Below are 26,105 nucleotides of genomic sequence, written 5' to 3'. Positions count from 1 at the left end.
TCGTTGTAGCGGAAGTGGTGTCTAGAAGAAGCCGAGCTTGTTCTCGTTGTAGCTGACCAGCAGGTTCTTGGTCTGCTGGTAGTGGTCCAGCATCATGGCGTGGTTTTCGCGTCCGATGCCCGAGGACTTGTAGCCGCCGAACGCGGCGCCCGCCGGGTAGGCGTGGTAGTTGTTGACCCAGACGCGGCCGGCCTGGATTTCGCGGCCCGCCCGGTAGGCAATGTTGCCGTTGCGGGACCAGACGCCGGCGCCGAGTCCGTAGAGGGTGTCGTTGGCGATGCCCATGGCGTCGTTGTAGTCGCTGAACTTCGTCACCGAGACAACGGGCCCGAAGATTTCCTCCTGGAAGATCCGCATCCGGTTGTGGCCCTCGAACACGGTGGGCTGGACGTAGTAGCCGCCGGCCAGGTCACCGGGCAGTTCGGCACGCCCGCCGCCGGTGAGCACTTTGGCGCCCTCCTGCTTTCCGATGTCGATGTAGGAGAGGATCTTCTCCAGCTGGTCATTGGAGGCCTGGGCGCCCACCTGCGTGTCCGTGTCCAGCGGGTTGCCCTGCACCATCTTCTCCACCCGGGCCACGGCGTCGGCCATGAAGGAGTCGTAGATGTCCTCCTGGACCAGGGCACGGGACGGGCAGGTGCACACCTCGCCCTGGTTGAAGGCAAACAGCGCGAAGCCTTCCTGGGCCTTGTCGTAGAAGGCGTCGTTGTCCTGTGCGACGTCATTGAAGAAGATGTTGGGGCTCTTGCCGCCGAGTTCGAGCGTGACGGGGATCAGGTTCTGGCTGGCGTACTGGCTGATCAGCCGGCCCGTGGTGGTTTCGCCGGTGAAGGCGATCTTGCGGATGCGGGGGCTGGAGGCCAGCGGCTTGCCGGCCTCGACGCCGAAGCCGTTGACCACGTTGACCACGCCGGCAGGCAGCAGGTCGCCGATGAGTTCCATCAGCACCAGGATGGACGACGGCGTCTGCTCGGCGGGCTTGAGCACGACGGCGTTGCCGGCCGCAAGTGCCGGGGCCAGCTTCCAGACGGCCATCAGGATGGGGAAGTTCCAGGGGATGATCTGGCCGACGACGCCGAGCGGCTCGTGGAAGTGGTAGGCGGTGGTGTCGTCGTCGAGCTGGGAAAGCGTGCCCTCCTGGGCGCGGACGGCGGACGCGAAGTAGCGGAAGTGGTCGGCGGCGAGCGGAAGATCGGCGTTGAGGGTCTCGCGGACGGGTTTGCCGTTGTCCCACGTTTCGGCGACGGCGAGCATCTCCAGGTTCTCGTCGATCCGGTCCGCGATCTTGTTCAGGATCGCGGCGCGCTCCGCCACGGAGGTCCTGCCCCAGGACGGGGCCGCCTTGTGGGCCGCATCGAGGGCGAGGTCGATGTCCTCGGAGGTACCGCGGGCCACTTCACAGAAGGCCTTTCCCGTCACCGGGGTGATGTTCTCGAAGTACTGGCCCTTGACAGGGGCAACCCACTCGCCGCCAATCCAGTTCTCGTAGCGGTCCTTGAAGGTGACCTTCGATCCCTCGGTTCCGGGCTGTGCGTAAACGGTCATTGTGCTAGCTCCTTTGCTGTGCAGAAGGCGGCCCGGTTCGGGCGCTTGCCGTTGGTGCCAGCGTAGGAGTGTGCAGGTTGCAGTCAGGTTGCAGCGGGCGTGATGCAGCTCACCCGGCGGTGAAGCAGTGCCGCCGTCAGTCGCGCGCCTTGGGCGGACCGCTTGATTCCCGCGGAATGAGTGTGGGCATCGACTTCCTGACCCGGGGCTCCTGCCCGGGTCGATGATCAGGTCGATAGCCGTTCGTGCAATCTGGTCCAGGTGGACGTGGACGGACGTCAGGGGGGTGGGAAGCCGGGAAGCCAGCGGGGTGTCGTTGTAACCCACGAGAGCCAGGTCCTCCCCGATCCGCACATTCCTGCGATGGGCGGAGGCCATGATTCCCATGGCGATGTTGTCGTTTGCGGCGAACACGGCCGAGGGCCGGGAATCCGGGCCCAGGAGGGATTCCCCTGCAGAAAACCCGTCCTCGATACCGTAACCGGCAGCGATGAGCCATCCATCCCGGGGGGTGATTCCTGCTTCGCCCAGGGCTTTCCGTGCACCTGCGAGGCGGGCGGTGCCGGTGGAGGTGAAGGACGGGCCCGTAACGACGGCGATGTCCCGGTGCCCGAGGTCGATGAGGTGGCGGACCGCGAGGTAGCCGCCCACTTCGTCATCTCCGAGCGCGGAGGGGCTGACGCCGTCGGTGCGGAGGACCAGCGCATGGACAACGTTGCGCTCCCGAAGGAGGCGTGGAAGCTCGTCATCCAACCGGGCGGTGGCGAGGATCAGTCCGTCCACGTTCCGGTCGAGCAGCGTCTCGGCTGCCCGCCGTTCGTCGCCGGGGTCGTCGCCGCTGGTGGCCACCATCGCGAAATAGCCCCGGGAGGAGGCTGCCCGCTCCAGTTCCTCGAACATGAGCGCCATGACTGTGTCGCTCAGACGGGGAACGAGCACACCCAGGGTCCGCGTTTCACCGCGCCGGAGGCTGGAGGCAAATGAGTTCCTCCGGTAGCCGAGTTCCTCGGCGACCTTCCGGACGTGTGCTGCTGCAGCGGACCGGGACGCCGACCGTTCATCCAACGCCCGACTGGCCGTAGAGATGCTGACACCACTGGCGGCGGCGACATCCTTCAGCGTGACGATCGCACCGGGGGCGGCCCGTTCCATGGCAGTTCTCCTCTTCAGCGGGGGCGTAAGAAACACTCTATTCCTCCTTTTTGCAAACGTTCCCTTGACAGTGACGTGCGACACGATGCAATATTGAAAACGTTCCCGCAAACGTTCCCATCCTCGTGGGACTACCGACCATCAACGAAGACAAGAGGTAGCTGTAATGACACTCGATCTCCGCGGACTCAGCCCCGCACCTGTCACCCCGTTCACCGAAGATGGCGCTGTCGACTTCGCTGCGATTCAGCGCCTGGGTTCGTGGCTCGGATCGATTGACGGCGTGAAGAGCCTCGTCGTCCTGGGCCACGCCGGTGAAGGCACGTTCCTTACCGAAGAGGAGCAGCTGGACGTTATCCGGGCGTTCGTGGCGTCGACTGACGGCCGGGTGCCGGTCGTCGCGGGCATCACGAAGGAGGGCAACAAGACCGCGGCCCTCGAGGCGAAGAAGGCCGTCGAAGCCGGCGCGTCCGCCGGTCTCGTCTACCCCTCGCACGGCTGGCTGCGCTTCGGTACCAGGACGGAGCGCCCCAGTCGCGCTACAAGGAAATTTATGAAGAGTCCGGCCTGCCGCTGATCCTGTTCCAGTACCCCGACAACACCAAGGCGAGCTACAACCTCGACACACAACTGGAGATCGCCGGCCAGGAGGGCGTCTTTGCCACAAAGAACGGCGTCCGGAACATGCGCCGGTGGTACACCGAGATCCCCGCCCTGCGCGCCGCACACCCCGAACTGCAAATCCTGTCCTGCCACGACGAGTACCTGCTGCCGACAATGTTCGACGTCGACGGCCTGCTCGTCGGCTACGGCAACATTGCCCCCGAACTCCTCGTCGAACTGATCGAGGCCGGCAAGGCACAGGACTACAAGCGTGCCCACGCCATTCATGAGCGGCTGCTCCCGGTGACCAAGAACGTTTACCACCGCGGGTCCCACATGGAAGGCACCGTCGCCTTGAAGTGGGGCCTCGTGAACCGCGGCATCCTGGACCACGCCACAGTGCGCACCCCGCTCCTGCCCCTGCCTGAGGGCGCCGATATCGAAATTGCGGAAGCATTCGCCGCCGCAAACCTCGGCAAGGTCACCGTCAGCGCCTGACCACACCCTTTACGGGTCCTCACGGGTGGCGGACCATTGGCCCGCCACCCGTGCCCCAGCTTTCCACTCTCCATCCCGGTCAAGGACGACCCCCAGCAATGTCGCTGTATAAGGAGGACTCGCCGATGCGCGAGCAGCAGAATAAGACCATCACCCATCCCGCAACCAGGGAAGAACAGATGGCAGCCCCGCAAGGAACCAGGCCCCCGAAACAACCAGAACGCACCGCACCTTCCTGCAGTACCTGGCCCTCATGGGCCCTGCCTTCGTAGTGGGCGCCTGGCAGTTCGGACCGGGTAACCTCACCACCGCCGTACAGGCCGGCAGCCGCTTCGACTACAGCCTGGTCTGGGTCATCGCGGTCTCAACGGTCCTGATGATCTTCTTCACCGACATGAGCGTCCGGCTCGGCATCACAACCCCCACCTCCCTGATCACGTCCATCAAGGAACACCTCGGCAAATGGGTGGGCGTCCTCGCCGGCTTCGGCGTCTTCGGGATCACCCTCATGTTCTCCGTCGGCAACGCCGTCGGGTCCGGCCTTGGCCTGTCGCTGATCTTCGGCGGCTCCCCGGTCCTGTGGACTGTCGTCTGCACCGCAGCCGTCGGCTTCGTCCTGGCCTTCAGGAACGTCTACGGCATCGTCGAAAAAGCACTCCTCGCCATCGTCGTCCTCATGGGCATCGCCTTCATCGCCAGCACCGTCGTCGCCCAGCCCGACTGGTACCGGGCCATGGAAGGCATGGCTCCACAACTGCCCGCCGGCAGCGAAATCCTGATTGTGGCGCTCGTGGGCACCAACTTCTCCATCAACGCCGCGTTCTACACCTCCTACGGCATCAAGGAACACCGCCGCACCCGCGCCGACTACCGCGACATCACCCTCGTGGACACCATCCCCGGCATCGTTGCACCCGGCATCATGACCGCCCTGGTCATCATGGTGGCCGCCGCCGTGCTCGGAAAAACCGGTGCCGAAGCCGGAACCATCAACGCCCTCGCCTCCATCTTCACCCCGCTGGCCGGTCCCGTCGGAGCCATGCTCTTCGCCCTGGGCCTTTCCGGCGCAGCCTTCTCATCCATGATCGCCAACGCAACCGCCGGCGGAACGATGCTCTCGGACGCCATGGGCCGCGGCGCCAAAGCCGGATCACCCGCCGCGCGCATCGTCACCGGCATCATCCTGGCTTTCGGACTGATCATCACGTTGTCGTTCCAGTCCTCTCCCGTGGGACTGATCGTCATCGCCCAGTCCCTGACAGTCCTCATCGCACCCCTGCTCGGCGTCCTGATCGTCGTCATGGCCAACAAGACCGCGGTCATGGGAGACCTTCGCAACAAGTGGTGGCAGAACCTCTTCGGAGCCATCGGCCTCATCGCCATCATCGCCTCCTCCATCCGACTCATCACCACCCTTATCGGCTGAGGCTCAACAGCATAAGACGAGCAGTGCCCCCGCCTGGAAGGCGGGGGCACTGCCCTTTCCCTGCTCAGGCGCGGAGTTCGGCTTCCAGCCTCTCCAGGTCCGCGACGACGGCGGCCCGCTTGGGTGAGCGGGCGGGAAGGAGGCGGAGCGCGGCACGGCGGACGCCGACGTCGTCCCTCGCCTCGGGAAGGTCCGCGTACTTCAGGAGGGACTCGGCGCTGCCGTCGGTAAGGACCGCTTCCCGCAGCAGCGACGAGACCCGGTTCCGGAGCTCGATGATGCCGGGCGCCTCCGACCGCGGAAGGACGGCGCCGCGATAGATCTCCAGCGCGATGCGGTGGGCGCCGCGCTGGAGGCAGCTCAACACCTGGCCGCTGTCCGGCACCAGATCCAGCGGAAGGCGGTAGGGCCGGGAACCGGGGACGGCATCCGGATGGAGCTGCTGGAGGACCTTGCGCAGGCGGACCATCTCGGCGCGGAGCGTAATGGTGGAGCCGTCACCCGGATAGAGCAGGGCGCTCAGTTCCTCCGCGGAGAGCCCGTCCGGGTGGGTGCTGAGCAACGCAAGAATCTCGCTGTGCCGGGCGGACAGCACCACCGTCCTGCCCTCGAGGCTGAGCAGCGCCTGGTCGCGGCCCAGCAGCTGCAGGCTGTTCCTGTACAGGCTGCCTTCCTTGCCTCCCGCCCGCGGTGCGCGGGACGCGGAAGCTGCAGTGCGCCGTCGTGCCGGCCTGCTCGCAAGATCCGCGGCAAGCTGCAGCCGCTCGACGCGCAACTGCGCCTGGGCGGCGGCAACCGTTGCCTCCACGAGGGACAGGGTGTGCGGCGCCACGGCCGTGTCTGTCCCGGTGATATCCACGACGCCCAGCACGGCGCCGGAATCCGGATCGTGGAAGGGGACGGCGGTGCAGCTCCACGGGTGGACCGCCCGCTGGTAGTGCTCGGCCCCGGCGATCTGGATCCCCCGGCCCAGCGCAAGCGCGGTACCCGGTGCGCTGGTGCCCACCGTGGCCTCGGACCAGTCGGCGCCGGCCACGAACATCATCCCCTCGGCGCGGCGCTGCAGGACAGGGTCGCCCTCCACCCAGAGCAGCCGGCCCACCTCGTCACCCACCGCCACCAGCAGGCCGCTGTCATGGCTGGGCTGGACGAGGAGTTTGTTGATCACCGGCATGATGGCCGCCAGCGGGTGCTGGTTCCGGTAGTCCTCCAGCTCCTCGCGGTCCATCGCCAGCGGGGCCGCAGGATTGTCCGGGTTCGCCTTGAAGCCAGCGGACCGCTGCCAGGACTCACGGATCAGGCTGCGCAGGCCGGCCGGATCCTGGAGGGCGCCGCCGTCGAGCTGTTCATGGGCGGCCAAAGCGCTGAGCTGCAGCGGGCCGGGCTGAATCAGGTTCTTCATCGAACTCCTGTACTGCCTGCAGGCGCGGCGTCACGGTGCCGGCCAAGGGGTGGTCGCAATTCTAACCCCGCGGCCCCTCCCCGGGTCAGGAGTTAGGCGCGGGAGATGCGGATCATCTCCTCGCGCGGGACCACCTTGATCCGTTCGCGGACCACATGGTCGAGGCCCTCCGGCCCGGTCCATGCGGCACCCAGTCCGGCCTCGTGGGCATCAAGCTTGTTCCAGCCCTCCCACGTGGTGTACTCGATGCCGCGCTCTTCGAGCAGATCGATGATGGCCTGCGGGTCCGGGTTTTCGGCCGGCGGAAGACTGAGCCGGTCCTCCAGGAGGAAACCGATGGTCTCCAGGGCGTCGCCCTTGGTGTGGCCGATAAGGCCCACCGGCCCGCGTTTGATCCAGCCGGTGGCGTAGATGCCCGGAACCGGGTTGCCGTCCCGTCCAGGACGCGGCCGCCTTCGTTGGGGATGACGCCGCGTTTGGCGTCGTACTCCAGCTCGTCCAGGGCCGAACCGTGGTAGCCGATGGCCCGGTAGACGGCCTGGACCGGGTATTCGATGTACTCGCCGGTGCCCTTGGCATTGCCCGTGCCGTCAAGCTGCATCCGCTCGAACTTGATGCCGCCCACCTTGCCCGTGCCGTCGTCGAGCACCTCCACCGGGCTGTGCAGGAAGTGCAGGTGAAGGCGCCGGGAGGACGGATTCTCGGACTCCGCGTGCTCTTCCACCAGCCAGTTGGTGAGGGTGTTCACCATGGTCTTGATCTGGTTGTTGCTGCGGATGGCTTCGTCGGAGGCGTCGTCGAATTCGAAATCCTCCGGGTAGAGCACAATGTCCACGTCGTTCATGTGGCTGAGCTCGCGCAGTTCCAGCGGGGTGAACTTGACCTGGGCGGGGCCGCGGCGGCCGAACACGTGGACGTCGGTGACCGGAGAGGACTTCAGCCCCCGGTAGACGTTGTCCGGGATCTCGGTGCTGAGCAGTTCCTCCGGATGCTTGACCAGCATGCGGGCCACGTCCAGGGCCACGTTCCCGTTGCCGATCACGGCGATCTCCCGGGCGTCCAGCGGCCATTCGCGGGGAACGTCCGGGTGCCCGTCGTACCAGGAGACGAAGTCCGCGCCGCCGAAGGAGCCCTGCAGTTCAATCCCCGGGATGTTCAGGTCCGCGTCCTTGACCGCGCCGGTGGAGAAGATTACGGCGTCATCGAAGGCCCGGAAATCGTGCAGGGTGAGGTCCCGGCCGTACGTGACGTTGCCCAGGAAGCGGATGTCGCCGCGGTCCAGGACCTTGTGCAGGGCGTTGACGATGCCTTTAATCCGGGGATGGTCCGGGGCGACGCCGTACCGGATCAGGCCGTAGGGTGCCGGGTAGGCCTCGAAAAGGTCGATGCTCACCTCGAAGTCGCCGTCCTTGACCCCGCTGGACTTGGTGAGGATGTCCGCAGCGTAGACTCCTGCCGGCCCTGCGCCCACAATGGCGACGCGGAGTGGACGGGTGGAAGCTGATTCGCTGGAGTTGGACACCTGGAGCCCTTCTGAACTGGTCCGTCACTGCACAATGGGGATGCGCCGGTTGAAGTAGCGCACAGTCCCCTATTCTAGGCCTCAGCCGCTCTTCGCCAGCGGGACCACGTTGCCTTCGCGGTAAAGCAGCGCCCGCAGCTCCGCCTCCGCGGAGTCCGTCCGCTTGGGATCAATGGTTTCGCCGTCGTTGTAGTGGTCCACCACACGCGGGTCCACATAGCTCTTCCGGGCGATCGACGGCGTGTTCCCCAGTACCTCGGCAGCGTCCATCATGGCGCGGCTGACGGCCCGCTTCCGTTTGGCCACGGTGCGTTGGGGGCCGGTGCGGGCCAGGCTCACGGCTGCCGCCACCGTACCGCGCAGGGTCCGGAAGTCCTTGGCCGTGAAGTCCGATCCCGTCCGCTCCTTCACGTACGCGTTGATCTCGGCGCTCGTCACCGGATGCCAGGTCCGGCCGTTCTTGTAGGCCAGGAGCCGGGCATTGGGTCCCCGGCGCTTGAGCAGCCGCAGCAGGACGGCGAGGTCGGGGTCCCGGATTTCCGATTCCCAGTCCTTGCCGCTCTTAGCGGGGAACCGGAGCAGGATCTTGTCCTTCCGCACCTGGACGTGGGCGCACAAAAGGGTCGCCAGGCCGCGGCTGCCGTTTTCGTTCGTGTACCGCTCGGACCCCACGCGCAACGAGCCGCTGTCCAGCATCCGGAACGCCCCGGCGAGGACGCGGTCAGGAGTGAATCCTTCACTGCGCAGGTCCATGGTCACCCGCCGGCGTGCGGCCGGCAGGGACTCCGCCAGCTGCAGGGACCGGTCAAACTTCAGCCGGTCTTTCCGCGCACGCCACTCCGGATGGTAGATGTACTGGCGCCTGCCCACGGCGTCCACCCCGGTGGCCTGGATGTGCCCGTTCTCGAACGGGGCAATCGCAGACGTCGGTCCAGGCCGGGGGTATTCCGATACTCTCCAGCCGTTCCCGGACCGGGCCCGGCGGAACGGTGGACCCGTGCAGGTCCCGGTAGCTGAAGCCTTTTCCTGCCGGGATCCGCCGGTACCCGCGGCCCGAGGCGTTGCTGCGCCGGAGCCTCATGGGGCGGCCTCCGGCAGTTCGGCACAAGTCATGAAAGCAAGCCTACTGACTATTTTGGCTTTTCCGGGCCGGGCGCTTGGAATACCTTGCCGGAGGCTGATGTTATGGGTGTCGTGCCAATCCCCGATGGAGTCCCGTCCACAAGCCTTCCGGCCCCCGCCGCCACAGCCCCGGCCCGGCCGTCCTCGGCGGGCCCGGGAGGGCGCGACCGCCCGGGAGCACCAAAGGCAGTGGATAAGGACACGACGGCGGGAATCCTCTTCGGCATCGGCGCCTACGGCCTGTGGGGGCTGCTCCCCCTGTACTTCTTCGTGCTCCAGCCGGCCGGCGCCGTCGAAATCGTTGCCAACCGGGTGGTGTGGTCCCTGCTGTTCTGCGCCCTGCTGATCACCGTGACGCGGGCGTGGCCGGCCCTGGTGGCGGCCTTCCGGAACCGTGCAGTGTTCGGCAGCCTCGCCGTCGCGGCCCTCCTGATCGCCGTGAACTGGCTGACCTACACCTACGGCGTGACCACCAACCAGGCCGTGGAAACCTCGCTGGGGTACTTCATCAACCCGCTCGTCTCGGTCCTCCTCGGCGTGCTGGTCCTCAAGGAGAGGCTGCGCCCGCTGCAGTGGGCCGCCGTCGGCATCGGTTTCGTGGCGGTGGGCGTGCTCACCTACTCCTACGGCAAGCTGCCGTGGATTGCGCTGACGCTGGCCTTCAGCTTCGGCCTCTACGGCTTCGTGAAGAACCGTGTGGGCTCCAGGGTGGACGCTGTCACCAGCCTCAGCGTGGAAACCATGGTGCTGGCTCCTTTCGCGGCGGCCACGATGGTTTACCTCGGCGTGGCCGGGGCCGCCACCCTCACAACCGAGGGCCCCGGCCATTTCTGGCTGCTGCTGGCCTCCGGCGTGATCACCGCCGTTCCGCTGCTCTTCTTCGGCGCCTCCGCCCGCCGGCTGCCGATGACCACCATCGGCCTGCTGCAATATTTCGCCCCCGTGCTGCAGTTCTTGGTGGCACTGCTCGTGTTCCGCGAGGCCATGACCGTGGAAAGCTGGATCGGTTTCGGTGTGGTGTGGCTGGCCCTCCTGGTGCTGACGGTGGACATGCTGCGCAACGCCCGCAGGAATTCCGCGGCCCGCAAGGCAGCCCTCCGCACCGCCGCGTAGGCCCATCGTTTAACCGAGGAAGGCGGGCCCGGTTCGCAAGAACTGGGCCCGCCTTCCCGGCGTTGCCGGAGGAGTCGTTCCGGTTAAGCGTTCGCCTTGATGGCGGCGGCCAGGACGTCCAGGCCGTCGTTCAGGAGCTCGTCGGTGATGACCAGCGGCGGGAGCAGCCGGATGACGTTGCCGTAGGTGCCGCAGGTGAGGATGATGACGCCTTCCTTCAGGCAGGCGGCGGCAACAGCCTTGGTCAGCTCCGGGTTCGGTTCCTTCGAGCCGGCCTGGACCAGTTCGATGGCCAGCATGGCGCCGCGACCGCGGACGTCGCCGATCACGGCTGTTCCGGCGTCGGCGAGTTCAGCCTGCAGCTCGCGGAGGCGGCCGGTGGCGAGGGCTTCGATGTGGCGGGCGCGGCCGGCCAGGTCGTATTCCTCCATGGAACCGATGGATGCCAGCGCTGCGGCACAGGCCACCGGGTTGCCGCCGTAGGTGCCGCCCAGGCCGCCGGGGTGGACGGCGTCGAGCAGGTCGGCGCGGCCGGTGATGGCGGACAGCGGCATGCCGCCGGCGATGCCCTTGGCCATGGTCATGATGTCCGGGACGATGCCCTCGTGGTTGACGGCGAACCATTCGCCGGTGCGGCAGAATCCGGACTGGACCTCGTCAGCGATGAAGACGATGCCCTTTTCCTTGGCCCAGGCGGCCAGCGCCGGCAGGAAGCCTTCGGCCGGGACGATGAAGCCGCCTTCACCCTGGATGGGCTCGATGATGATCGCGGCAACCTGGTCCCCGCCGATCTGCTTCTCGATCATGGTGATGGCGCGCTTGGCTGCCTCGGCACCCGTGATGGCGGGGTTTTCCTCGCGGTACGGGTAGCTCATGGGCATGCGGTAGACCTCGGGCGCGAACGGGCCGAAGTTGGTCTTGTACGGCATGGCCTTGGCGGTCAGCGCCATGGTGAGGTTGGTGCGGCCGTGGTAGGCGTGGTCGAAGGCCACGACGGCGTCGCGCCCGGTGGCGAGGCGTGCCACCTTGATGGCGTTCTCCACGGCTTCGGCACCGGAGTTGAAGAGCACGGTGCGCTTTTCGTGGTCGCCTGGGTAAGCCGGTTCAGCTGCTCGGCGACGGCCACGTAGCCCTCGTAGGGGGTCACCATGAAGCAGGTGTGGGTGAAGTGTTCCACGGCTTCCTTGACGGCACCGACGACGGCGGGATCGGACGCGCCCACGCTGGTGACCGCGATGCCCGAGCCGAGGTCAATGAAGGAGTTGCCGTCCACGTCGTGGATGATGCCGCCGTCCGCGTCCGCCACGTAGACGGGCACGCTGGAGGCGACGCCCGCTGCGACGACGGACTTGCGGCGTTCGGTCAGGGCTGCGGACTTGGGTCCGGGGAAGTCAGCCTGGACGCGGCGCTTCTGCTCCAGCCGGTAGGTGATTTCTGATGCTGTTGCGGTCATTGGAGTTCTTTCTTTACTGGTGGTTGAGCTTGTCGAAACCCCGGGGCTGCGACAAGCTCAACCAACGGGAATGTGGCTAGGCGTCGAGAGCACTCATGACGTGCTTGATGCGGGTGTAGTCCTCCACGCCGTACATGGAGAGGTCCTTGCCGTAGCCGGACTGCTTGAAGCCGCCGTGGGGCATTTCGGCGGTGAGGAGGATGTGCGTGTTGATCCAGACGGCGCCGAAGTCCAGGTCGCGGCTGAGGCGCATGGCGGTGCCGTGGTTGCTGGTCCAGACGCTGGAGGCCAGGGCGTATTCCACGTCGTTGGCCAGTTCAACGGCTTCTTCCTCGGTGCTGAACTTCTGCACGGTGATGACGGGGCCGAAGGTCTCCTTCTGGACCACGTCGTCGGTCTGCTTCGCACCGGTGATGATGGTGGGCTCGAAGAAGTAGCCCTTCTCCCCGCCCGGTGGCCGCCGGTTTCGATCCGGCAGTTGGCCGGAAGGTTTTCCACCACGGACGTCACGGCGTTGAAGTGGTTGACGTTGTTCAGCGGGCCGAAGTAGTTGTCCTCGTCGTTCTGCGAACCGGTGTGCAGGGTCCGGGTGTGCTCCACCATGGCGGCCACGACGTCGTCGTGCACCGAGTCCTCCACCAGCACGCGGGTGATGGCGGTGCAGTCCTGGCCGGCATTGAAGAAGGCGAACTCGGCGATTGCCGCGGCGCTCTTCTTGATGTCGGCGTCCTTGAAGACGATTGCGGGAGCCTTGCCGCCCAGTTCCAGGTGGGCGCGCTTGAGGCCCTTTGCGGCACCGGATGCCACGGCGATGCCGGCCCGGACGGAACCGGTGATGGAGACCAGGCCGGGGACCTTGTGCTCCACCATCATGGCGCCGGTTTCACCAGTGCCCAGGATGACGTTCAGGACGCCGGCGGGGAAGATGTCCTTGGCGAGGCGGGCCAGGACGAGGGTGGACTCCGGGGTGGTGTCCGACGGCTTGAGGACAACGGTGTTGCCGGCGGCGAGCGCGGGCCCGATCTTCCAGATGGCCATCAGGAACGGGTAGTTCCACGGTGCCACCTGCGCCACCACGCCGATGGGCTCGCGGCGGACGTAGGAGGTGTGGCCCTCGAAGTACTCGCCGGCGGACTTGCCCTCAAGGATGCGGGCAGCCCCGGCGAAGAAGCGAAGCTGGTCGGCGCCGGCCGCCACTTCCTCGGAGGCGATCAGGGAGCGCACCTGGCCGGTGTTGCGGTGCTGGGCTTCAACCAGTTCATCGCTGTTGGCCTCCACGGCGTCGGCGAGCTTGAGCAGCATGAGCTGGCGCTGGCCCGGGGTGACGTGCTTCCAGGTCTTGAAGGCATTCTGTGCCGCGGTCATGGCGGCATCCACGTCGGCCTGCACCGAGATGGGTGATTGCGCCACCACTTCCCCGTTGGTGGGGTTGATGATGTCCAGCCGGCCGGTGCCGGCAGGCGTGACGAACTCCCCGTTGATGAAGTTCTGCAAGGTTTGGACCACGGTGTGCAACCTCTTCTCTGAGCGGCCATCAGCGGCAGGCGGATGGATGGAACTGGTTTGAGCCTATGCCAGCGCCCCATTGCAGTGAATAGCCACCTGCACACCCTTCCGCGCGGTGTTTAGTGCGGTTGTCCAGCGCCCGTTTATCCTTGATCCATGGCCATTTCCCTCGCTGCCCTGCTGGGCGTGAACTCCCTCAAGCTGTCCAAGGTGGGGGTCGCCGAGACCACCTGGCATCAGGACATCAACTGGGTGGCCGTCACGGAGCTGGAGGATCCGCAGCGGTTCCTCAACGGCGGCGAGCTGATCCTGACCACGGGCCTGCGGCTGAAGTCCGCGCCTGAGCAGCGGCGTTTTGTCCGCCAGGTGCAGCGGGCGGGCGCAGTGGGGATCGGGTTCGGCGTCGGGCTGTCGCATGAGGCGGTGCCGCCTGCGTTGCTGGCCGAGGCCAACCGGTGGGCCCTGCCCGTGGTGGAAGTCCCCTACGAGACGCCCTTCATCGCCATCACCAAACTCGTGGCCGATGCCCAGTCGGCGGACCACTACGCCAAGCTGGAGCGCCTGATCGCGGGCCACCAGGTCCTGGCCCGCGCCCTGCTGACCGGCGGCGGGCTGGCCGAACTCCTCAAGCAGCTCGGCAGCATGCTGCGCACCGACATCGCGCTGACCCAGTTCACGGCGCAGCTGTACAACAGCAGCAGCGCAGCCCCGTCCGCGGATTCCTGGTCCACTTATCCGATCCCCACCGGCCGGCGGGATGCCTGCACCCTCTGGGTCCGGCAGCCGTTCGAGGACTCCGGCATCATCGGCTACGCCCAGAACCTGATCAGCGTGGAGCTGAACAACATGGTCAAGCAGCGCCAGGCCCAGCGCGCCCTGTGCGGCCAGGTGCTCGAGGACGTCATCCACGGCGCCCTGGAGACAAGCGAAGCCCAGCGCCGCCTGGCCGGCGTGGGCATCAACAGCACCCGGAAGAACGTGGTGCTGCTGGCCGTCTCCGCCGCGCACAACAAAGCCCTGGGCAGCACCGCAGTGCCGCGCGAGCTCGAAAACTCGGTTGCCGCCGTCGTGGGCAAGGATTTGGTGCTGGTAGTGAATGACGACGGCGGGGCGGCGCCCGCTTTGGCGCGGAAGCTCAGCGACCACCTGGCGGAGGCGGGCATCCACGCCACCATCGGCATCGGCGGGGCTTACACGAAACCCAACGGACTGCGCTGGAGCTATTTCGAGGCGCGGGACGCGGCAAGCCACGGCCTGCCGGTCAATGAGCCGGAACGGCTGAGCCTGACGTCGCTGCTCCTGGCCAGCGAGGATGTGCCGCTGGCGGACATGGCGCATGAGTCCCTGAACCCGCTCCGGGCGTTCGACGCCGCCCACGGCGCGGAGCTGATGACCACGCTGGAAAGCTACCTGAACAACAACGGTTCGGTGGCCGCCGTGGCCGAGCAGTTGACGCTGCACCGCAACACGGTCCGGTACCGGCTGGCGCAGATCACCGAGCTGACCGGATACGACCCCGCGGTGACCCCGGACCGGGTGCAGCTGTGGCTGGCGCTGGCAGTGGCCCGGCTGTCCGCGCGGCAGGGCAAGTAGGCCCCGCCGCGAGCCTCAGATAACCCCGCGGCGGAGCAGGTCCCGGGACTTCTTGCGGGCCTTCCGGTACTTGGCCTGGGCGGCGGACATGAGCTTCTCCTGCCGCTGCAGCAGAGCTGCGTAGGCCTCGCTGACGGCTGCCCGGTCCCGGTCCGAGGCCATGCCCGCCAGCAGGTCGCGGGCCATCACGGCGTCGTGGTAATCGCCCAGGATCTTCTGTTGCCGGTGGGCCGCCTTCGCCACCTTGTTGGCCCGCTTCCCTTTGATGAGGGCGGCCGACTCCGCCACGTGCCGGAGCTTCTTGGCATCCTTGCGCACCCGGTGGAGGGCGTTTTCATGGTCAATGCCGCGGCGGGCGTGGGAGGCCGCGCGGTGCGAGCGCCGGAGCCTTTTCGCCGCCTTGTCCACCGCCTTGGCCGCCACGCGGCGTCCCGGCGGCACGGTTTCCGTGCGGACGGGCGGGTTGTCGCGGAACTCCTCCAGGCTGTCCAGCAGCCGGAAGTAGCGCTCGGTCCGCATGGCCTCCTGGAGCCGCCGGTAGCCGGCGTCGTACGTGGCGCCGGCTTGGCGCTCCAACCGGTCCCGGGCGGCGTCCGGGCCCGGCCCCTGTCCAGGTCGTCAAGGTGTCCGCGGAGCCGGGCCAGCAGTACCTCGGCGTCCCGCGGCTCGCCGAGGAGCTGGCCCAGCCATTTGAGCTCGTCCCGCAACCGGCGCACCGGCACGGCCCTGTACAGCTTGCGGTAGGCGGCCAGGACGGAGCGGAGCCGGCGGGTAGCCGAGCGCATGTCATGGACTGCCTCCGGCTCTTCAAGCCTGATGGCAGCGTCCTGGTCCAGGAGTTCCTTGATCTGGGCGGCGGCATAAACGGTAACGACGGCGGCAGCCGGCGACTTCTTGCCGGCCGGCAGGGCGGGGATGGCTTCGTCGGGGGCGGCATCGGCGTCCTGGTCCCCGTCCGGTGTGCCATGCGCCGGCGCGCCAAGCGCCTTGGCCAGCTTCGAGGCGTGGCCCGCCGGGCGGGCTCCGGCCCCCACAAGCAGCTGCTCGGCGGGGGCGAAAAGGCTGGCGTCGCCGTTGACGAGTTCCAGCTCCCATTCCCGCCACTGCTGCTTGTTCCCGCCCCCGCCGCCGTCCGGGCCTGGCAGACGTTCCGCCGTGACCCGGTCGTCCGCAAGGTCGGCAAGATGGACACCGTCCTCGCCATAGAGGGCGTGGGTTGTCCGCCTGGTGCGCAGCTTGGCCACCGGGACCACCTCCGCTCCGCGCAGGTATGCCTGGACACGGGCGAGGAGGGTGTCCGGCACCACGCCGGCCTGGCCCAACGGGGCGTGCACCTCGCGGCGCTGCTGGGGTTCGGCATCCCCGGTCCCGGCCGCTTCTTCGGGCGGCAGCTTCAGGTGCCAGCCCGCATCGCCGCCGCCGGTCCGCCGGCGGAGGGTGATGCGGCGGGCGGCGAGCGCATGGTCTGCGGTATCGAAATACACGGCTTCCAGCTTGGCCGTCTGCGGCTCGCCCACGCGTGCGACACCCGGCAGGCCATCCAGCGGCGGCACCGTGGCGTCGCTGCCGACGTCGTATTTCTTCTCAACCTCGAGTCCCTGGGAAGCCTCCACAGCCGTCCTTCCACGTCCGCTGCATTGCGTAGTCCGGGTGGTTCCGCACCCGGCTTAGGCAGTCTATGGCCTGCCGGCGGAAGCCCGGGAGAGCTTGCCCACAAAACCCTAGACATCAAACGTCTAACCTTTAGGCTGGGTATATGTCCGCCACTCCACCCGCTTCCGCCGTTGCCTCCACCCCCTGCCCCGCTCCCGCCCCGCAAGCCCCTGCCCGGCCTGCTGCTTCCACAGGGGTCACGGCGGTTTCCGCGGCAGCCGTGGCATCGCCGGCGCCAGCGGAACAGGCCCGGCCCCGCTCCGCCGTCGTCTTCGGTGTCATCGCGCTGGTGCTGATCGGACTGAACCTGCGCGCGGGCATCACCGGGGCGTCGGCACTGCTGCACGACCTGCAGGCAGTACTCGGATATGGCGCACTGGTGGCGGCCGTCATTCCCTCCATCCCCACGCTCTGTTTTGCCCTGGCCGGCGCCGGGACGTCCTGGCTGACCGGGCGGCTGGGGGTGGAGAAGGCCATCCTCCTGGCCCTGGCCATGCTCGCCGGCGGACTCCTGTTGCGGGGCATTCCGGCCACCGGGATGCTGCTGGCCGGCAGCGTGCTCGGCATGTCCGGGCTGGCGGTCTGCAACGTGGCCATGCCGTCCTTCATCCGGGAACACTTCGCTTCCCGGACCTCACTGATGACCGGCCTGTACACGGTGACCATGACCACCGGGGCAACCGTGACCTCCGTGGCGGTGGTCCCGCTGGCCCAGTCCCTGGGTTCACCGTCCGCCGCCGTCGGAGCAATCGGGTTCACCGCCGTCGCCGCTTTCCTGGGCTTCCTGCCGGTGGCGCTGCACGCCCACCGCAACAGCCGGCGCGCCACCGGCGGACGGGTGGCACCGTGGCCGCTGCTGCGCACCCGCAAGGGCCTGCTCCTGACTGCGATCTTCACCCTCCAGGCCCTGCTCGCCTACGCCCTGATGAGCTGGTACCCGTACATGCTCACCACGCTGGGCCTCAGCGCCTCGGACAGCGGCCTGATGTTCGGGCTGATGCAGCTCGTCTCGGTGCCGGCGGGCATGGTCCTGATCGCCATCGGATCCCGGCCCAGGATGCTGCGCCCGGCGTTCTACCTGGTCAGCATCGTCATGGTCCTGGGCCTGGTGGCCCTCCTCGCGCTGCCGGTGCAGCTTGCCTTCGTCTCAGCCATCCTGGTCGGCTTCGGCCTGGGGATCTTCCCGCTGGTGATGGTGATGATCAGCCGCAGCGGCTCGAGCACTGCCGAGACCACCGCCCTGTCCACCCTGGCCCAGTCCACCGGCTACCTGCTGGCGACCGTGGGCCCCTTCGGCATGGGGCTGCTGCACGGCGCCACCGGCAGCTGGACCTTGCCCCTCTCACTGCTCCTGGCCCTGGCGCTGGTCCAGGTTGTGGTGGCGCACCTGATCACCGGTCCGGCAATGACCGGCAAGCAAAGGATAAAGTAGGACGCCATGGCACTGAGCCCCTCCACCCGCGCGCCGCTGGCCGATGAAGTGACCGCCAAACTGCGGTCCATGGTGCACTCCGGCGAGTGGCCGCTGAACCAGCGCATCCCGTCCGAAACCGAGCTGATCGCCGGGCTGGGCGTTTCCCGCGGGACGCTGCGCGAGGCCATCAAGGCCCTGGCCCACAGCGGCATGCTGGAAGTGCGCCGCGGCGACGGCACCTACGTCCGCGCCACCAGCGAGATCTCCGGTGCCGCGCGCCGGATGTACCAGGACCACACCGAGCAGCACATCCTGGAGGTCCGGCTGGGGCTGGACACCCAGGCGGCGCGGCTCGCGGCCCGGAACGCCACCGCCGACGATGTCAGGGCCCTGCGCGGGCTGCTCGCCACCCGGGACCAGGCCTGGCACGCGGGAGACTATGACACCTGGGCGCGGGCCGACTGGGGCTTCCATGAACGGGTGGCGCAGGCCTCCGGCAATCCCCTGCTGCATGAGCTCTACATCAGTTTCGGGCCCGCGCTCCACCGTGACCTCCTGACCCAGCAGGGCCGGCCCGGGTTCGAGGGGCTGCCGCTGGAGGGCCACGAAGTCCTGCTGCAGGCCATCGAGCGGCACGACGAAGAGGCCGCCGTCGCCACCGTGAACAGAAACCTGAACTCCTGCGCAGAGTGGCTCGGCGCCTAGTCGGTCAGTAGGCTTACTATCTGACGTAGGTAGTAAGCCTGCCCTGCACCCGCGGGCTGGCGCCGCCGATGATGAGGAGTTCCCATGGCGCGATCAACACGCCTGACCGAACACGAGCTGGGCAACGAGCCCCCGCAGCAGAAACCGGGCACGGAGGCCGTGCCCGCAGCCGAAGGTGCACCACGGCAGGGCCAGGCCCTTGGAAAAGCCGCCCTGCAGCGCGGTGCGAAACAGCGCGAGACCAAGCCGGCGGGCGCCCTCTGGGCTGACGGCCTGGGACGGGTGGGCATCCGCTCCGCCCAGATCCTGCTGATCCTGACCGTGGCAGTGGTGTCCGTCTACGCACTCATGCAGATCAAGCTCCTGGTGATTCCGGTGCTGATCGCACTGATCCTGGCCGCGGCCATCGGCCCGTTCGTCAACATGCTCCGGCGCCGTGGAATGCGGGGCGGGCTGGCCACCGGCATCGCGTTCATCGGGCTCCTCCTGGTGCTGGGCGGGGTCTTCACCGTGATCTACTTCTCAATCCGGAACCAGTGGGGTGAACTGGCGGCCCAGGCTTCCTCCGGGCTGGACGAACTGGAGAACTTCCTCCGCACCGGCCCCATTCCCATCGACCAGGCGCAGCTGGAGCAGGCGCGGCAGGGGCTCATCGAGTTTGCCACCAGCAGCCAGGTCCGCTCCGGAGCGATCACCGGGCTTTCCGTGGTCACGGAATTCATCGCCGGCACCCTCCTGATGGTGGTTATCCTGTTCTTCTTCCTCAAGGACGGCGCCAAGATCTGGAACTTCCTGCTCCGCCCCTTCACCGGCCAGCGCGAAGCCAAGCTGCGCCGGGTGGGCAGCCGCACCCTCGAGGTCCTGGGCGGCTACGTCCGGGGCACCGCCATCGTGGCCCTCGTGGACGCCGTGGCCATCGGCGCCGCACTGCTGATCCTGCAGGTTCCGCTGGCTTTCCCGCTGGCCATTATCGTGTTCATCACCGCGTTCATTCCCCTGGTGGGCGCAACGGTGGCCGGGATCCTGGCCGCCCTGGTGGCCCTCGTGGCGAACGGGCCCGTGGTGGCGCTGATCGTGGTGGCAGTGGTGGTCGCGGTCAACCAGCTGGAGGGCGACCTGCTGCAGCCCATCGTTATGGGCAACGCGCTGCAGCTGCACGCGCTGGTCATCCTGATGGCGCTGACCGCCGGAACCATCCTGGCCGGCATCGTCGGTGCGGTGCTGTCCGTCCCGCTGGCCGCCGTCATCTGGGCCATCATCCAGGTGTGGACGGCCGAGGACCCGAACCTGCAGGACATGAACCCCGACCTGCCGGCGGCGGGCACCAAACCCATCTAGCAACCCTCGAGTTTTCGGGCAGATATGGCGGCTTGAAGTGCGGCGGATTCATATGGTGGTTGCAACGCTTTGATTGATGGAGCGTTTGATGCCGAAGTTGTTTCCTGTCCATGTCCGTGATGATTTTCTCGATCTGGTGTGTGCCGGTTTGTCGGTCAGTGCTGCTGCCCGGCGTGTCGGGGCCTCGCGCGGCACGGCGAAGAAGTGGTGGGCCGAGTCTGGTCAGATGACGCTGAGCATTTCGGCCCATGGTGGCCTGGCAGATCCTGGCCCGTCCGCGGAGCTTCCCTGCGGGCGGGCACTAACCGAGGCGGAGCGGGGGATGATCCAGATGGGCCGGCAGGCCGGGATGAGCTACGCGAAGATCGGTGAGGCGATCGGGCGGGACAAGTCCGTAATCTGGCGTGAGGTCAACCGCAACTGTGATGCCGAGGGCAGGTACAACGCTCAAGTCGCGCATACCAGAGCCCATCAGGCCCGGCGCCGGCCCAAGCCCTTCAAGCTCATCGAAGACGAGGATCTGTGCCGGCTGATCGGAGTGTGGATGGATGACGGGTGGAGCCCGAAGCTGATCTCTTCGATGCTGGCGTTTTACTTTGCCGATGACCAGACTATGCAGGTGAGCCACGAGACGATTTACCAGGCCCTGTACGTCCAGACCCGCGGGAAACTGCGGGCAGACCTGGCCGAAAATCTCAGCCTCAAACGCAAACAACGCGTTCCCCACACCAGCGACCGGCTCAAGAACAGCCCCTACAAGGAGGCTTTCAAGATCAGCGAACGCCCCGCCGAAGCCCAGGACCGGGCCGTCCCGGGACACTGGGAAGGAGACCTGATCATCGGATGCAACGGGACCGCGATCGGCACCCTGGTCGAACGCTCCACCCGGTTCACGATCCTGCTCCACCTGCCCGGGGACCACACCGCCGAGACGGTCGCCGCGGCGATGATCCAGGAGATGGGAAAGCTCCCGGAGCACCTGCGCCGCTCGATCACCTGGGACCGCGGCACCGAGCTCGCCGACTACGCCAAGATCCAGACCGCCCTCGAGACCACGCTCTACTTCTGCGACCCCCACTCGCCCTGGCAGCGAGGCACAAACGAGAACACCAACCGGCTCCTGCGGTTCTGGTTCGAGAAAGGCTCCGACCTCTCCGCCCACACCCCCGACGACCTTGACCGCATCGCAGCCAAGCTCAACCGCCGCCCCCGGCCAACCCTGAACCTCGACACCCCAGCCAACCGGCTAAACCAGCTGCTGCACGCGGCCTAACCACCCCACGTTGCTCCCACCACTTGACTTTGCGTGCGTTTTGGCCGCCGTATCTGGACAAAAACTCCGGCAGGCAGACGCACGACGGCGGTCCGGCACCCAGGTGCCGGACCGCCGTCGTACGTGCCGCCTTGCCGCCGCCCGGGCGGCCAAAGCGTGCTAAGAGCGAAGACCCGCGAACACGTTCTTGGGACGCTGCATCTCGCCGTGCTTGGCGCCGAGGACCACCACCAGGCCGGCGAAAGCGGGGATGACCCACTGGAGCGCCTTGAGCTGCTGCTGGGCCGCCTTCAGTTCATCCGAAGCACCCGGGCGGGGCTCCGTTGCACCCTCGGACCCCTCGTCGGCGAGCTTCTCAACTTTCTTGCCCAGCATGCCCGAGTACAGGGTCACGGCCGCGCCCACAAGGGTCACGGCAGTCTTGACGACGGTGTCCCGTGCAACGCCTTCCTGCTTGGCGATCCGGCCCTTGTTCTCCCAGGCGATGGCAAGGTCAGCCACCAGGTGCGAGGTGAACGCCACCGTCTGGATGGGCGCCCACTTCATCCAGCCGGCGCTGGAGAGCCGGGTGCGCTCCGAGGGGTCCCTGGCTTCCGCCGCTGCACCGTTCAGGCCGATGGCGCCCATCAGGGAACCGCCGAACCACGCCGCTGCCGTCAGATCGTGTACCGACCGGGCAATGAGATTTCCTGCCATGATGTGCATTCCTAACGTAGAACTGGCTTCGGGATGCCGCTGTTGCGGACTTCGATTTCCGTGTCCCCTCAAGGTCATGGTCCGCCTATGGTAAGCACACTTACTAATGTTACGAAAGCCCGTCTTTCAGCCGGAGGAACGCGTAATATCGTGGCCATGGGAATCACAGGAACATTGTTCGGCTGGGCCTTCGGGGACCCGGCGCGGGAAGACGACGGCACCTACGTGGACGGGCTCCAGCGCGAGGCGCTGCGCAACGCCCGCGAGACGGCGGAAGCCAAGGGCGTCAGCGCCGTGGCAGGTTCGGAAGTGTTCACTGTGTTGAGCGGCGACGATTCACTGGTGGAGCTGGACAACGCCCCCGGCCGGCTGGTGGTCCGCTGCACCATCCACGTGGAGGGACCGGGTGCGGAGAAGCTGCGTGCCGAAGGGCCCATGAACGGCTGACCCATGTCGGACGGGGAATCCACGCTGAGCCAGGCGGCGGACGCCGTCGAGGAGGCTTCCAACCACAAAGCCCTGGATGTCCTGGCGCGCGCCGGGTTCGCTGTCATGGCGGTGCTCCATGTCATTGTCGGGGCCATCGCCGTCGCCGTGGCGTTCGGGCAGCCGGGCGAGCCGGACGCCACCGGCGCCATCGAGCAGCTCGCCGCGAACCCCTGGGGCCCGGCGGTGATGTGGGCCTGCGTTGCCGCCTGCGCTGGCCTGTCCCTGTGGCAGGCCAGCGAGGCCACGCTGCGGATGCGGGGCAAGCCGCGCAAGGAACGGCTTGCCAAATTGATCTCCTCCGGCTTCCTGGCCATCGCTTACGGCAGCGTGGGGCTGAGCTTTGCCGGCTTCGCCGTGGGCATGCGCGGTGATTCCGGGGACAGCGCCAGGGATTTCAGCGCCTCACTGATGGCAATCCCGCTGGGACTGTGGGTACTGGTTGCCCTGGGCCTGACGATCATCGGGATCGGCATCTACTTCGTGTTCAAGGGCGCGCGGCGCGGGTTCAAGGAGGAGCTCTTCCACTTTGACGGGACGCGCCGCGGCCGACTGATCGACAGCCTTGGCGTGATTGGACACATCGCCAAAGGCATCGCCCTGAACCTCACCGGGCTCCTGTTCGTGATTGCCGCCGCCAAGCACCGTCCCGAGGAATCCACCGGGCTGGACGGCGGCCTGAAGGCCCTCCGCGACCACCCTTTCGGACCGTCCCTCCTGTTGCCATCGGGGCCGGCTTCATCGCCTACGGCATCTTCGCGCTGATCCGCTCCCGCTTTGGGCGCATGTAGTTTCCCCGGTTTTGGGTAGGAAGGAAGCATGACGCACCTGACAACGGACCAGACGGCCGACGACGGCGCCCGCGGCCTGGGCGGCGCCGTCACCGACGTGGCCGGCCAGTCCTTCGCCGGCCTGTTCCGGCTGCTCAAGGTGGTCCGCCCGGACCGCCCGATCCACCCGAAGGGACTGGGCCTCACCGGCGAACTGGCCCGGACCGGGAATCCCATCGAACCCAGCGGCCTGGACTGGCTGGATTCGCCGGGTACGGACACCGTGGAGGCGAGGTTCTCCCGGTCAGTCGGCCTTCCCCAGGCACTGCCGGACATCCTGGGGCTGGCGGTTCGGGCCAGCCCTTCCGCTGGTGGAGAGCCTGGCGGGTTTCCGGGCAGCGGCAGTGCTGATCTCCTGTTCGCCTCCACCGGCTGGCGCCTACCAGGCCGGTTCCTCCTGCAGCCCCGGCTGGATGTGGACGGCGCCACCATGACCACGCTTATGCCGTACCGGGGACGGAAAGGGCCGGTGCTGCTCGGCCTGCGGACCATCAGCCTTCCGCCGGGTCGCTGTCCTCGGGCGAATGGGTACTTGGCCTGTTCTGGGCTCGGCCCCTGAGGCGCTGGCGGCAGTGCGGCGAGCTCCGGCTCCATGCGGGGACCCGGCCCGGCGACACCGGACTGCGCTTCAACCCGCTGGAAAACGTGCCGCCCGGGGCGCAGACCTACGCCTGGACCAGGCGGCTGCGGGAGCATTCCTACCGCGCCGCGCAGCGGAAGGCGCCGGCCGCCGTCGGACGCCCCCGAACCCGGCTCCGCTACAGGAAGGAAGACCATGTCCACCGTGTCCCAGCTGTTTAACTCCCCCGCAGCCGACGTGTGGCGCGTCCTCTCCGACGGCTGGCTGTATTCCGGCTGGGTGGTGGGAGCGTCCAGGATCCGGGCCGTGGATGACGCGTGGCCCCGGACCGGCGCGCGGCTCCACCACTCCGTGGGCGCCTGGCCGTTCGTGATCAACGACAGCAGCAAGGTGGTGAACTCCGAGCCCAGCCGGCTGCTGGAACTGGTGGCGCGCGGCTGGCCGATGGGTGAGGCCAAGGTGGTAATCACCCTTGAGGACCGGGGTGCGCAGTGCCAGGTGACCCTCGTCGAGGACGCCATCAAGGGACCCGGCAGGCTGATGCCCAAGTTCCTGCGAGACGCCATGATCGGCGTCCGGAACCGCGAAACCCTCCGCCGCCTTGAGCTGATGGCGGCCGGCGGCGCCGGGCGGTAAGGGCTTAACAAACGAGGTCATCCCGCGCCCGGAACCCTTCCGGGCCGGGCGCGGGATGACCCCGCTTCAGTGGTGTGTCAGACCTGGGCGGCAACGCCGTCGCGGGAGATGTCCACCATGTCCTCGCGCGGCACCACCTTGATGCGCTCGCGCTTTACCTCGACGCCGTGCGAGCCGCCGGCCTCGGTGGCAGCGGCGCCCAGGGCGAGCTCGTGGGCGTCGAGCGCCAGCCAGCCTTCCCAGCTGGTGAACTTCACGCCGCGGGCGTCCAGGAGGTCCACGACGGCGTCCTCGGCGGGAACGCTGGCAACCGGAAGGTTCTCGCGGTCCTCGAGCAGGTAGGTCACGGTCTCCAGGGCATCGCCCTTGGTGTGGCCGATCAGGCCCACCGGGCCGCGCTTGATCCAGCCGGTGGCGTAGACGCCAGGCACGTGGCTGCCGGAGGCGTCCAGGACGCGGCCGCCGTCGTTCGGGATGACGCCCTTCTTGTGGTCGAACTCGATCTCCGGCAGGGCGGAACCGAAGTAGCCGATGGCGCGGTACACGGCCTGGACCGGGTAGTCGACGAACTCGCCGGTGCCGCGGGCGTTGCCCGTGCCGTCCAGTTCGGTGCGCTCGAACTTGATGCCGGCAACCTTGCCCGGCGTCTCGGGGTCGTCGTAGATCTCCACCGGGCTGTGCAGGAAGTGCAGGTGCAGGCGGCGGGAAGCCTTGAGCTCGGAGAGGTCCTCGGGCTGCTCGGCGATCCAGTTGGTGAGCGTGCCCACCATGGTCTTGGTCTGGTTGTTGGTCTGGATCTGGCGGTCCGATTCCTCGTCGAACTCGAAGTCCTCCGGGTACAGGATGATGTCCACGTCCTTGGAGTGGACAGCTCGCGCAGCTCCAGCGGGGTGAACTTGACCTGGGCCGGGCCGCGGCGGCCGAAGACGTGCACGTCGGTGACGGGCGAGGACTTCAGGCCGGCGTAGACGTTGTCCGGGATCTCGGTGCTGAGCAGGTCGTCAGCGTGCTTGGACAGGACTCGTGCAACGTCCAGGGCCACGTTGCCGTTGCCGATGACGGCGATCTCCTTGGCGTCCAGCGGCCATTCGCGCGGGACGTCCGGGTGGCCGTCGTACCAGGAGACGAAGTCGGCGCCGCCGTAGGAGCCGTCCAGCTCGATGCCGGGGATGTTCAGGTCCGCGTCCTTGATGGCGCCGGTGGCGAAGATGACGGCGTCGTAGTGGGTGCGCAGGTCCTCGATGGTGAGGTCCGTGCCGTAGTCCACGTTGCCGAAGAAGCGGATGTCGCCGCGGTCCAGGACCTTGTGCAGGGCGTTGACGATGCCCTTGATGCGGGGGTGGTCCGGGGCAACGCCGTAGCGGATCAGGCCGTAGGGTGCCGGGTAGCGGTCAAAGAGGTCGATGCTCACGGTCAGCTCGCCGCTCTTGATGGCTTCGCTCTTGGTGAGGATGTCCGCGGCGTAGACGCCGGCGGGGCCGGAGCCCACGACGGCAACGCGCAGCGGACGTTCGGCAGAACCTACGGAGGTGCTTGATGACACGGCTGTGTTCCTTTTG

14 protein-coding genes and 10 pseudogenes are annotated in these 26,105 nt (G+C 67.4%); 12 read left to right on the top strand and 12 right to left on the bottom strand.

Annotated elements, in window-relative coordinates; genetic code table 11:
* Positions 1-21: 21 nt before the first annotated feature.
* Complete coding sequence (exaC, locus tag ACPEE0_RS04645) at positions 22-1,545, bottom strand: acetaldehyde dehydrogenase ExaC (protein WP_407709867.1); 1,524 nt, start codon at positions 1,543-1,545, stop codon at positions 22-24.
* Between the two features lie 136 nt (positions 1,546-1,681).
* Positions 1,682-2,697 (bottom strand): annotated as a pseudogene (locus ACPEE0_RS04640) (LacI family DNA-binding transcriptional regulator).
* 166 nt (positions 2,698-2,863) lie between these two features.
* On the opposite strand from ACPEE0_RS04640, the pseudogene ACPEE0_RS04635 reads away from it, so the two are divergent.
* Both ACPEE0_RS04635 and ACPEE0_RS04630 read left to right on the top strand, forming a co-directional pair.
* Positions 2,864-3,798, top strand: a pseudogene (locus ACPEE0_RS04635) (dihydrodipicolinate synthase family protein).
* Positions 3,799-4,051: 253 nt separating this feature from the next.
* Positions 4,052-5,224: an Nramp family divalent metal transporter gene (locus ACPEE0_RS04630; protein ID WP_424574056.1), complete on the top strand. Its 1,173-nt coding sequence runs from the start codon at positions 4,052-4,054 to the stop codon at positions 5,222-5,224.
* 64 nt (positions 5,225-5,288) lie between these two features.
* On the opposite strand, the gene ACPEE0_RS04625 is transcribed toward ACPEE0_RS04630, so the two are convergent.
* The 3 genes and pseudogenes from ACPEE0_RS04625 to ACPEE0_RS04615 form a co-directional block, all read right to left on the bottom strand.
* Entirely contained in the window at positions 5,289-6,626 is a 1,338-nt protein-coding gene (locus ACPEE0_RS04625; RefSeq protein WP_424574055.1) for a GAF domain-containing protein, read from the bottom strand.
* 92 nt (positions 6,627-6,718) lie between these two features.
* Positions 6,719-8,148 (bottom strand): annotated as a pseudogene (locus tag ACPEE0_RS04620) (FAD-dependent oxidoreductase).
* 81 nt (positions 8,149-8,229) lie between these two features.
* Positions 8,230-9,229 (bottom strand): annotated as a pseudogene (locus ACPEE0_RS04615) (DNA topoisomerase IB).
* A 104-nt stretch (positions 9,230-9,333) separates the two neighbouring features.
* Here ACPEE0_RS04615 and rarD point away from each other — a divergent pair.
* Positions 9,334-10,383: an EamA family transporter RarD gene (gene rarD / locus ACPEE0_RS04610; protein WP_424574054.1), complete on the top strand. Its 1,050-nt coding sequence runs from the start codon at positions 9,334-9,336 to the stop codon at positions 10,381-10,383.
* Positions 10,384-10,466: 83 nt separating this feature from the next.
* Here rarD and gabT read toward each other — a convergent pair.
* Together gabT and ACPEE0_RS04600 are read right to left on the bottom strand one after the other, a co-directional pair.
* Positions 10,467-11,836 (bottom strand): annotated as a pseudogene (gene gabT, locus ACPEE0_RS04605) (4-aminobutyrate--2-oxoglutarate transaminase).
* 76 nt (positions 11,837-11,912) lie between these two features.
* Positions 11,913-13,342, bottom strand: a pseudogene (locus ACPEE0_RS04600) (gamma-aminobutyraldehyde dehydrogenase).
* A gap of 156 nt (positions 13,343-13,498) precedes the next feature.
* On the opposite strand from ACPEE0_RS04600, the gene ACPEE0_RS04595 reads away from it, so the two are divergent.
* Positions 13,499-14,935, top strand: a complete 1,437-nt coding sequence (locus ACPEE0_RS04595; protein ID WP_009357185.1) for a PucR family transcriptional regulator — start codon at positions 13,499-13,501, stop codon at positions 14,933-14,935.
* Between the two features lie 15 nt (positions 14,936-14,950).
* On the opposite strand, the gene ACPEE0_RS04590 is transcribed toward ACPEE0_RS04595, so the two are convergent.
* From ACPEE0_RS04590 to ACPEE0_RS04580, 3 genes and pseudogenes are all read right to left on the bottom strand, one after another.
* Positions 14,951-15,121, bottom strand: coding sequence for a hypothetical protein (locus ACPEE0_RS04590; RefSeq protein ID WP_424575328.1), 171 nt, complete (start codon positions 15,119-15,121; stop codon positions 14,951-14,953).
* 39 nt (positions 15,122-15,160) lie between these two features.
* Positions 15,161-15,511 (bottom strand): annotated as a pseudogene (locus tag ACPEE0_RS04585) (CHAD domain-containing protein); the annotation flags it as partial.
* 83 nt (positions 15,512-15,594) lie between these two features.
* Positions 15,595-16,488, bottom strand: a pseudogene (locus tag ACPEE0_RS04580) (CHAD domain-containing protein); the annotation flags it as partial.
* A gap of 203 nt (positions 16,489-16,691) precedes the next feature.
* Between ACPEE0_RS04580 and ACPEE0_RS04575 the strand changes: the two are divergent.
* The 4 genes from ACPEE0_RS04575 to ACPEE0_RS04560 all read left to right on the top strand — a co-directional run bounded on the left by ACPEE0_RS04575 (position 16,692) and on the right by ACPEE0_RS04560 (position 21,318).
* Positions 16,692-18,020 carry an MFS transporter gene (locus ACPEE0_RS04575; protein ID WP_424574053.1) on the top strand — a complete coding sequence of 443 codons (1,329 nt, stop codon included), beginning with the start codon at positions 16,692-16,694 and terminating at the stop codon, positions 18,018-18,020.
* A gap of 6 nt (positions 18,021-18,026) precedes the next feature.
* Positions 18,027-18,707: a FadR/GntR family transcriptional regulator gene (locus ACPEE0_RS04570; protein ID WP_424574052.1), complete on the top strand. Its 681-nt coding sequence runs from the start codon at positions 18,027-18,029 to the stop codon at positions 18,705-18,707.
* Positions 18,708-18,791: 84 nt separating this feature from the next.
* Positions 18,792-20,045 (top strand): AI-2E family transporter, encoded by a 1,254-nt coding sequence (locus ACPEE0_RS04565; RefSeq protein ID WP_424574051.1) that lies wholly within the window; start codon positions 18,792-18,794, stop codon positions 20,043-20,045.
* A gap of 88 nt (positions 20,046-20,133) precedes the next feature.
* On the top strand, positions 20,134-21,318 hold the full coding sequence (locus tag ACPEE0_RS04560) for an IS30 family transposase (RefSeq protein ID WP_424574050.1): 1,185 nt from the start codon (positions 20,134-20,136) through the stop codon (positions 21,316-21,318).
* A gap of 159 nt (positions 21,319-21,477) precedes the next feature.
* Here ACPEE0_RS04560 and ACPEE0_RS04555 read toward each other — a convergent pair whose 3' ends face one another.
* Complete coding sequence (locus ACPEE0_RS04555) at positions 21,478-22,014, bottom strand: hypothetical protein (protein ID WP_424574049.1); 537 nt, start codon at positions 22,012-22,014, stop codon at positions 21,478-21,480.
* Positions 22,015-22,170: 156 nt separating this feature from the next.
* Here ACPEE0_RS04555 and ACPEE0_RS04550 point away from each other — a divergent pair, with 156 nt between their 5' ends.
* The 4 genes and pseudogenes from ACPEE0_RS04550 to ACPEE0_RS04535 all read left to right on the top strand — a co-directional run bounded on the left by ACPEE0_RS04550 (position 22,171) and on the right by ACPEE0_RS04535 (position 24,546).
* Complete coding sequence (locus ACPEE0_RS04550) at positions 22,171-22,461, top strand: hypothetical protein (protein WP_009357191.1); 291 nt, start codon at positions 22,171-22,173, stop codon at positions 22,459-22,461.
* 3 nt (positions 22,462-22,464) lie between these two features.
* Positions 22,465-23,291: pseudogene (locus tag ACPEE0_RS04545) on the top strand (DUF1206 domain-containing protein).
* Positions 23,292-23,319: 28 nt separating this feature from the next.
* On the top strand, positions 23,320-23,889 hold the full coding sequence (locus ACPEE0_RS04540; RefSeq protein ID WP_424574048.1) for a hypothetical protein: 570 nt from the start codon (positions 23,320-23,322) through the stop codon (positions 23,887-23,889).
* A 216-nt stretch (positions 23,890-24,105) separates the two neighbouring features.
* The gene (locus ACPEE0_RS04535; protein WP_424574047.1) at positions 24,106-24,546 is read left to right on the top strand and encodes an SRPBCC family protein; all 441 of its coding nucleotides are present in this window, start codon (positions 24,106-24,108) and stop codon (positions 24,544-24,546) included.
* A 77-nt stretch (positions 24,547-24,623) separates the two neighbouring features.
* On the opposite strand, the pseudogene ACPEE0_RS04530 reads toward ACPEE0_RS04535, so the two are convergent.
* Positions 24,624-26,089: pseudogene (locus ACPEE0_RS04530) on the bottom strand (FAD-dependent oxidoreductase).
* Positions 26,090-26,105 lie beyond the last annotated feature (16 nt).

Source organism: Arthrobacter sp. SD76, assembly GCF_049726125.1.
GTDB classification, from domain to species: Bacteria; Actinomycetota; Actinomycetes; order Actinomycetales; family Micrococcaceae; genus Arthrobacter; species Arthrobacter nitrophenolicus.
Note: the sequence above shows the minus strand (reverse complement) of the source record. Positions and strands in the feature narration are given on the sequence as shown.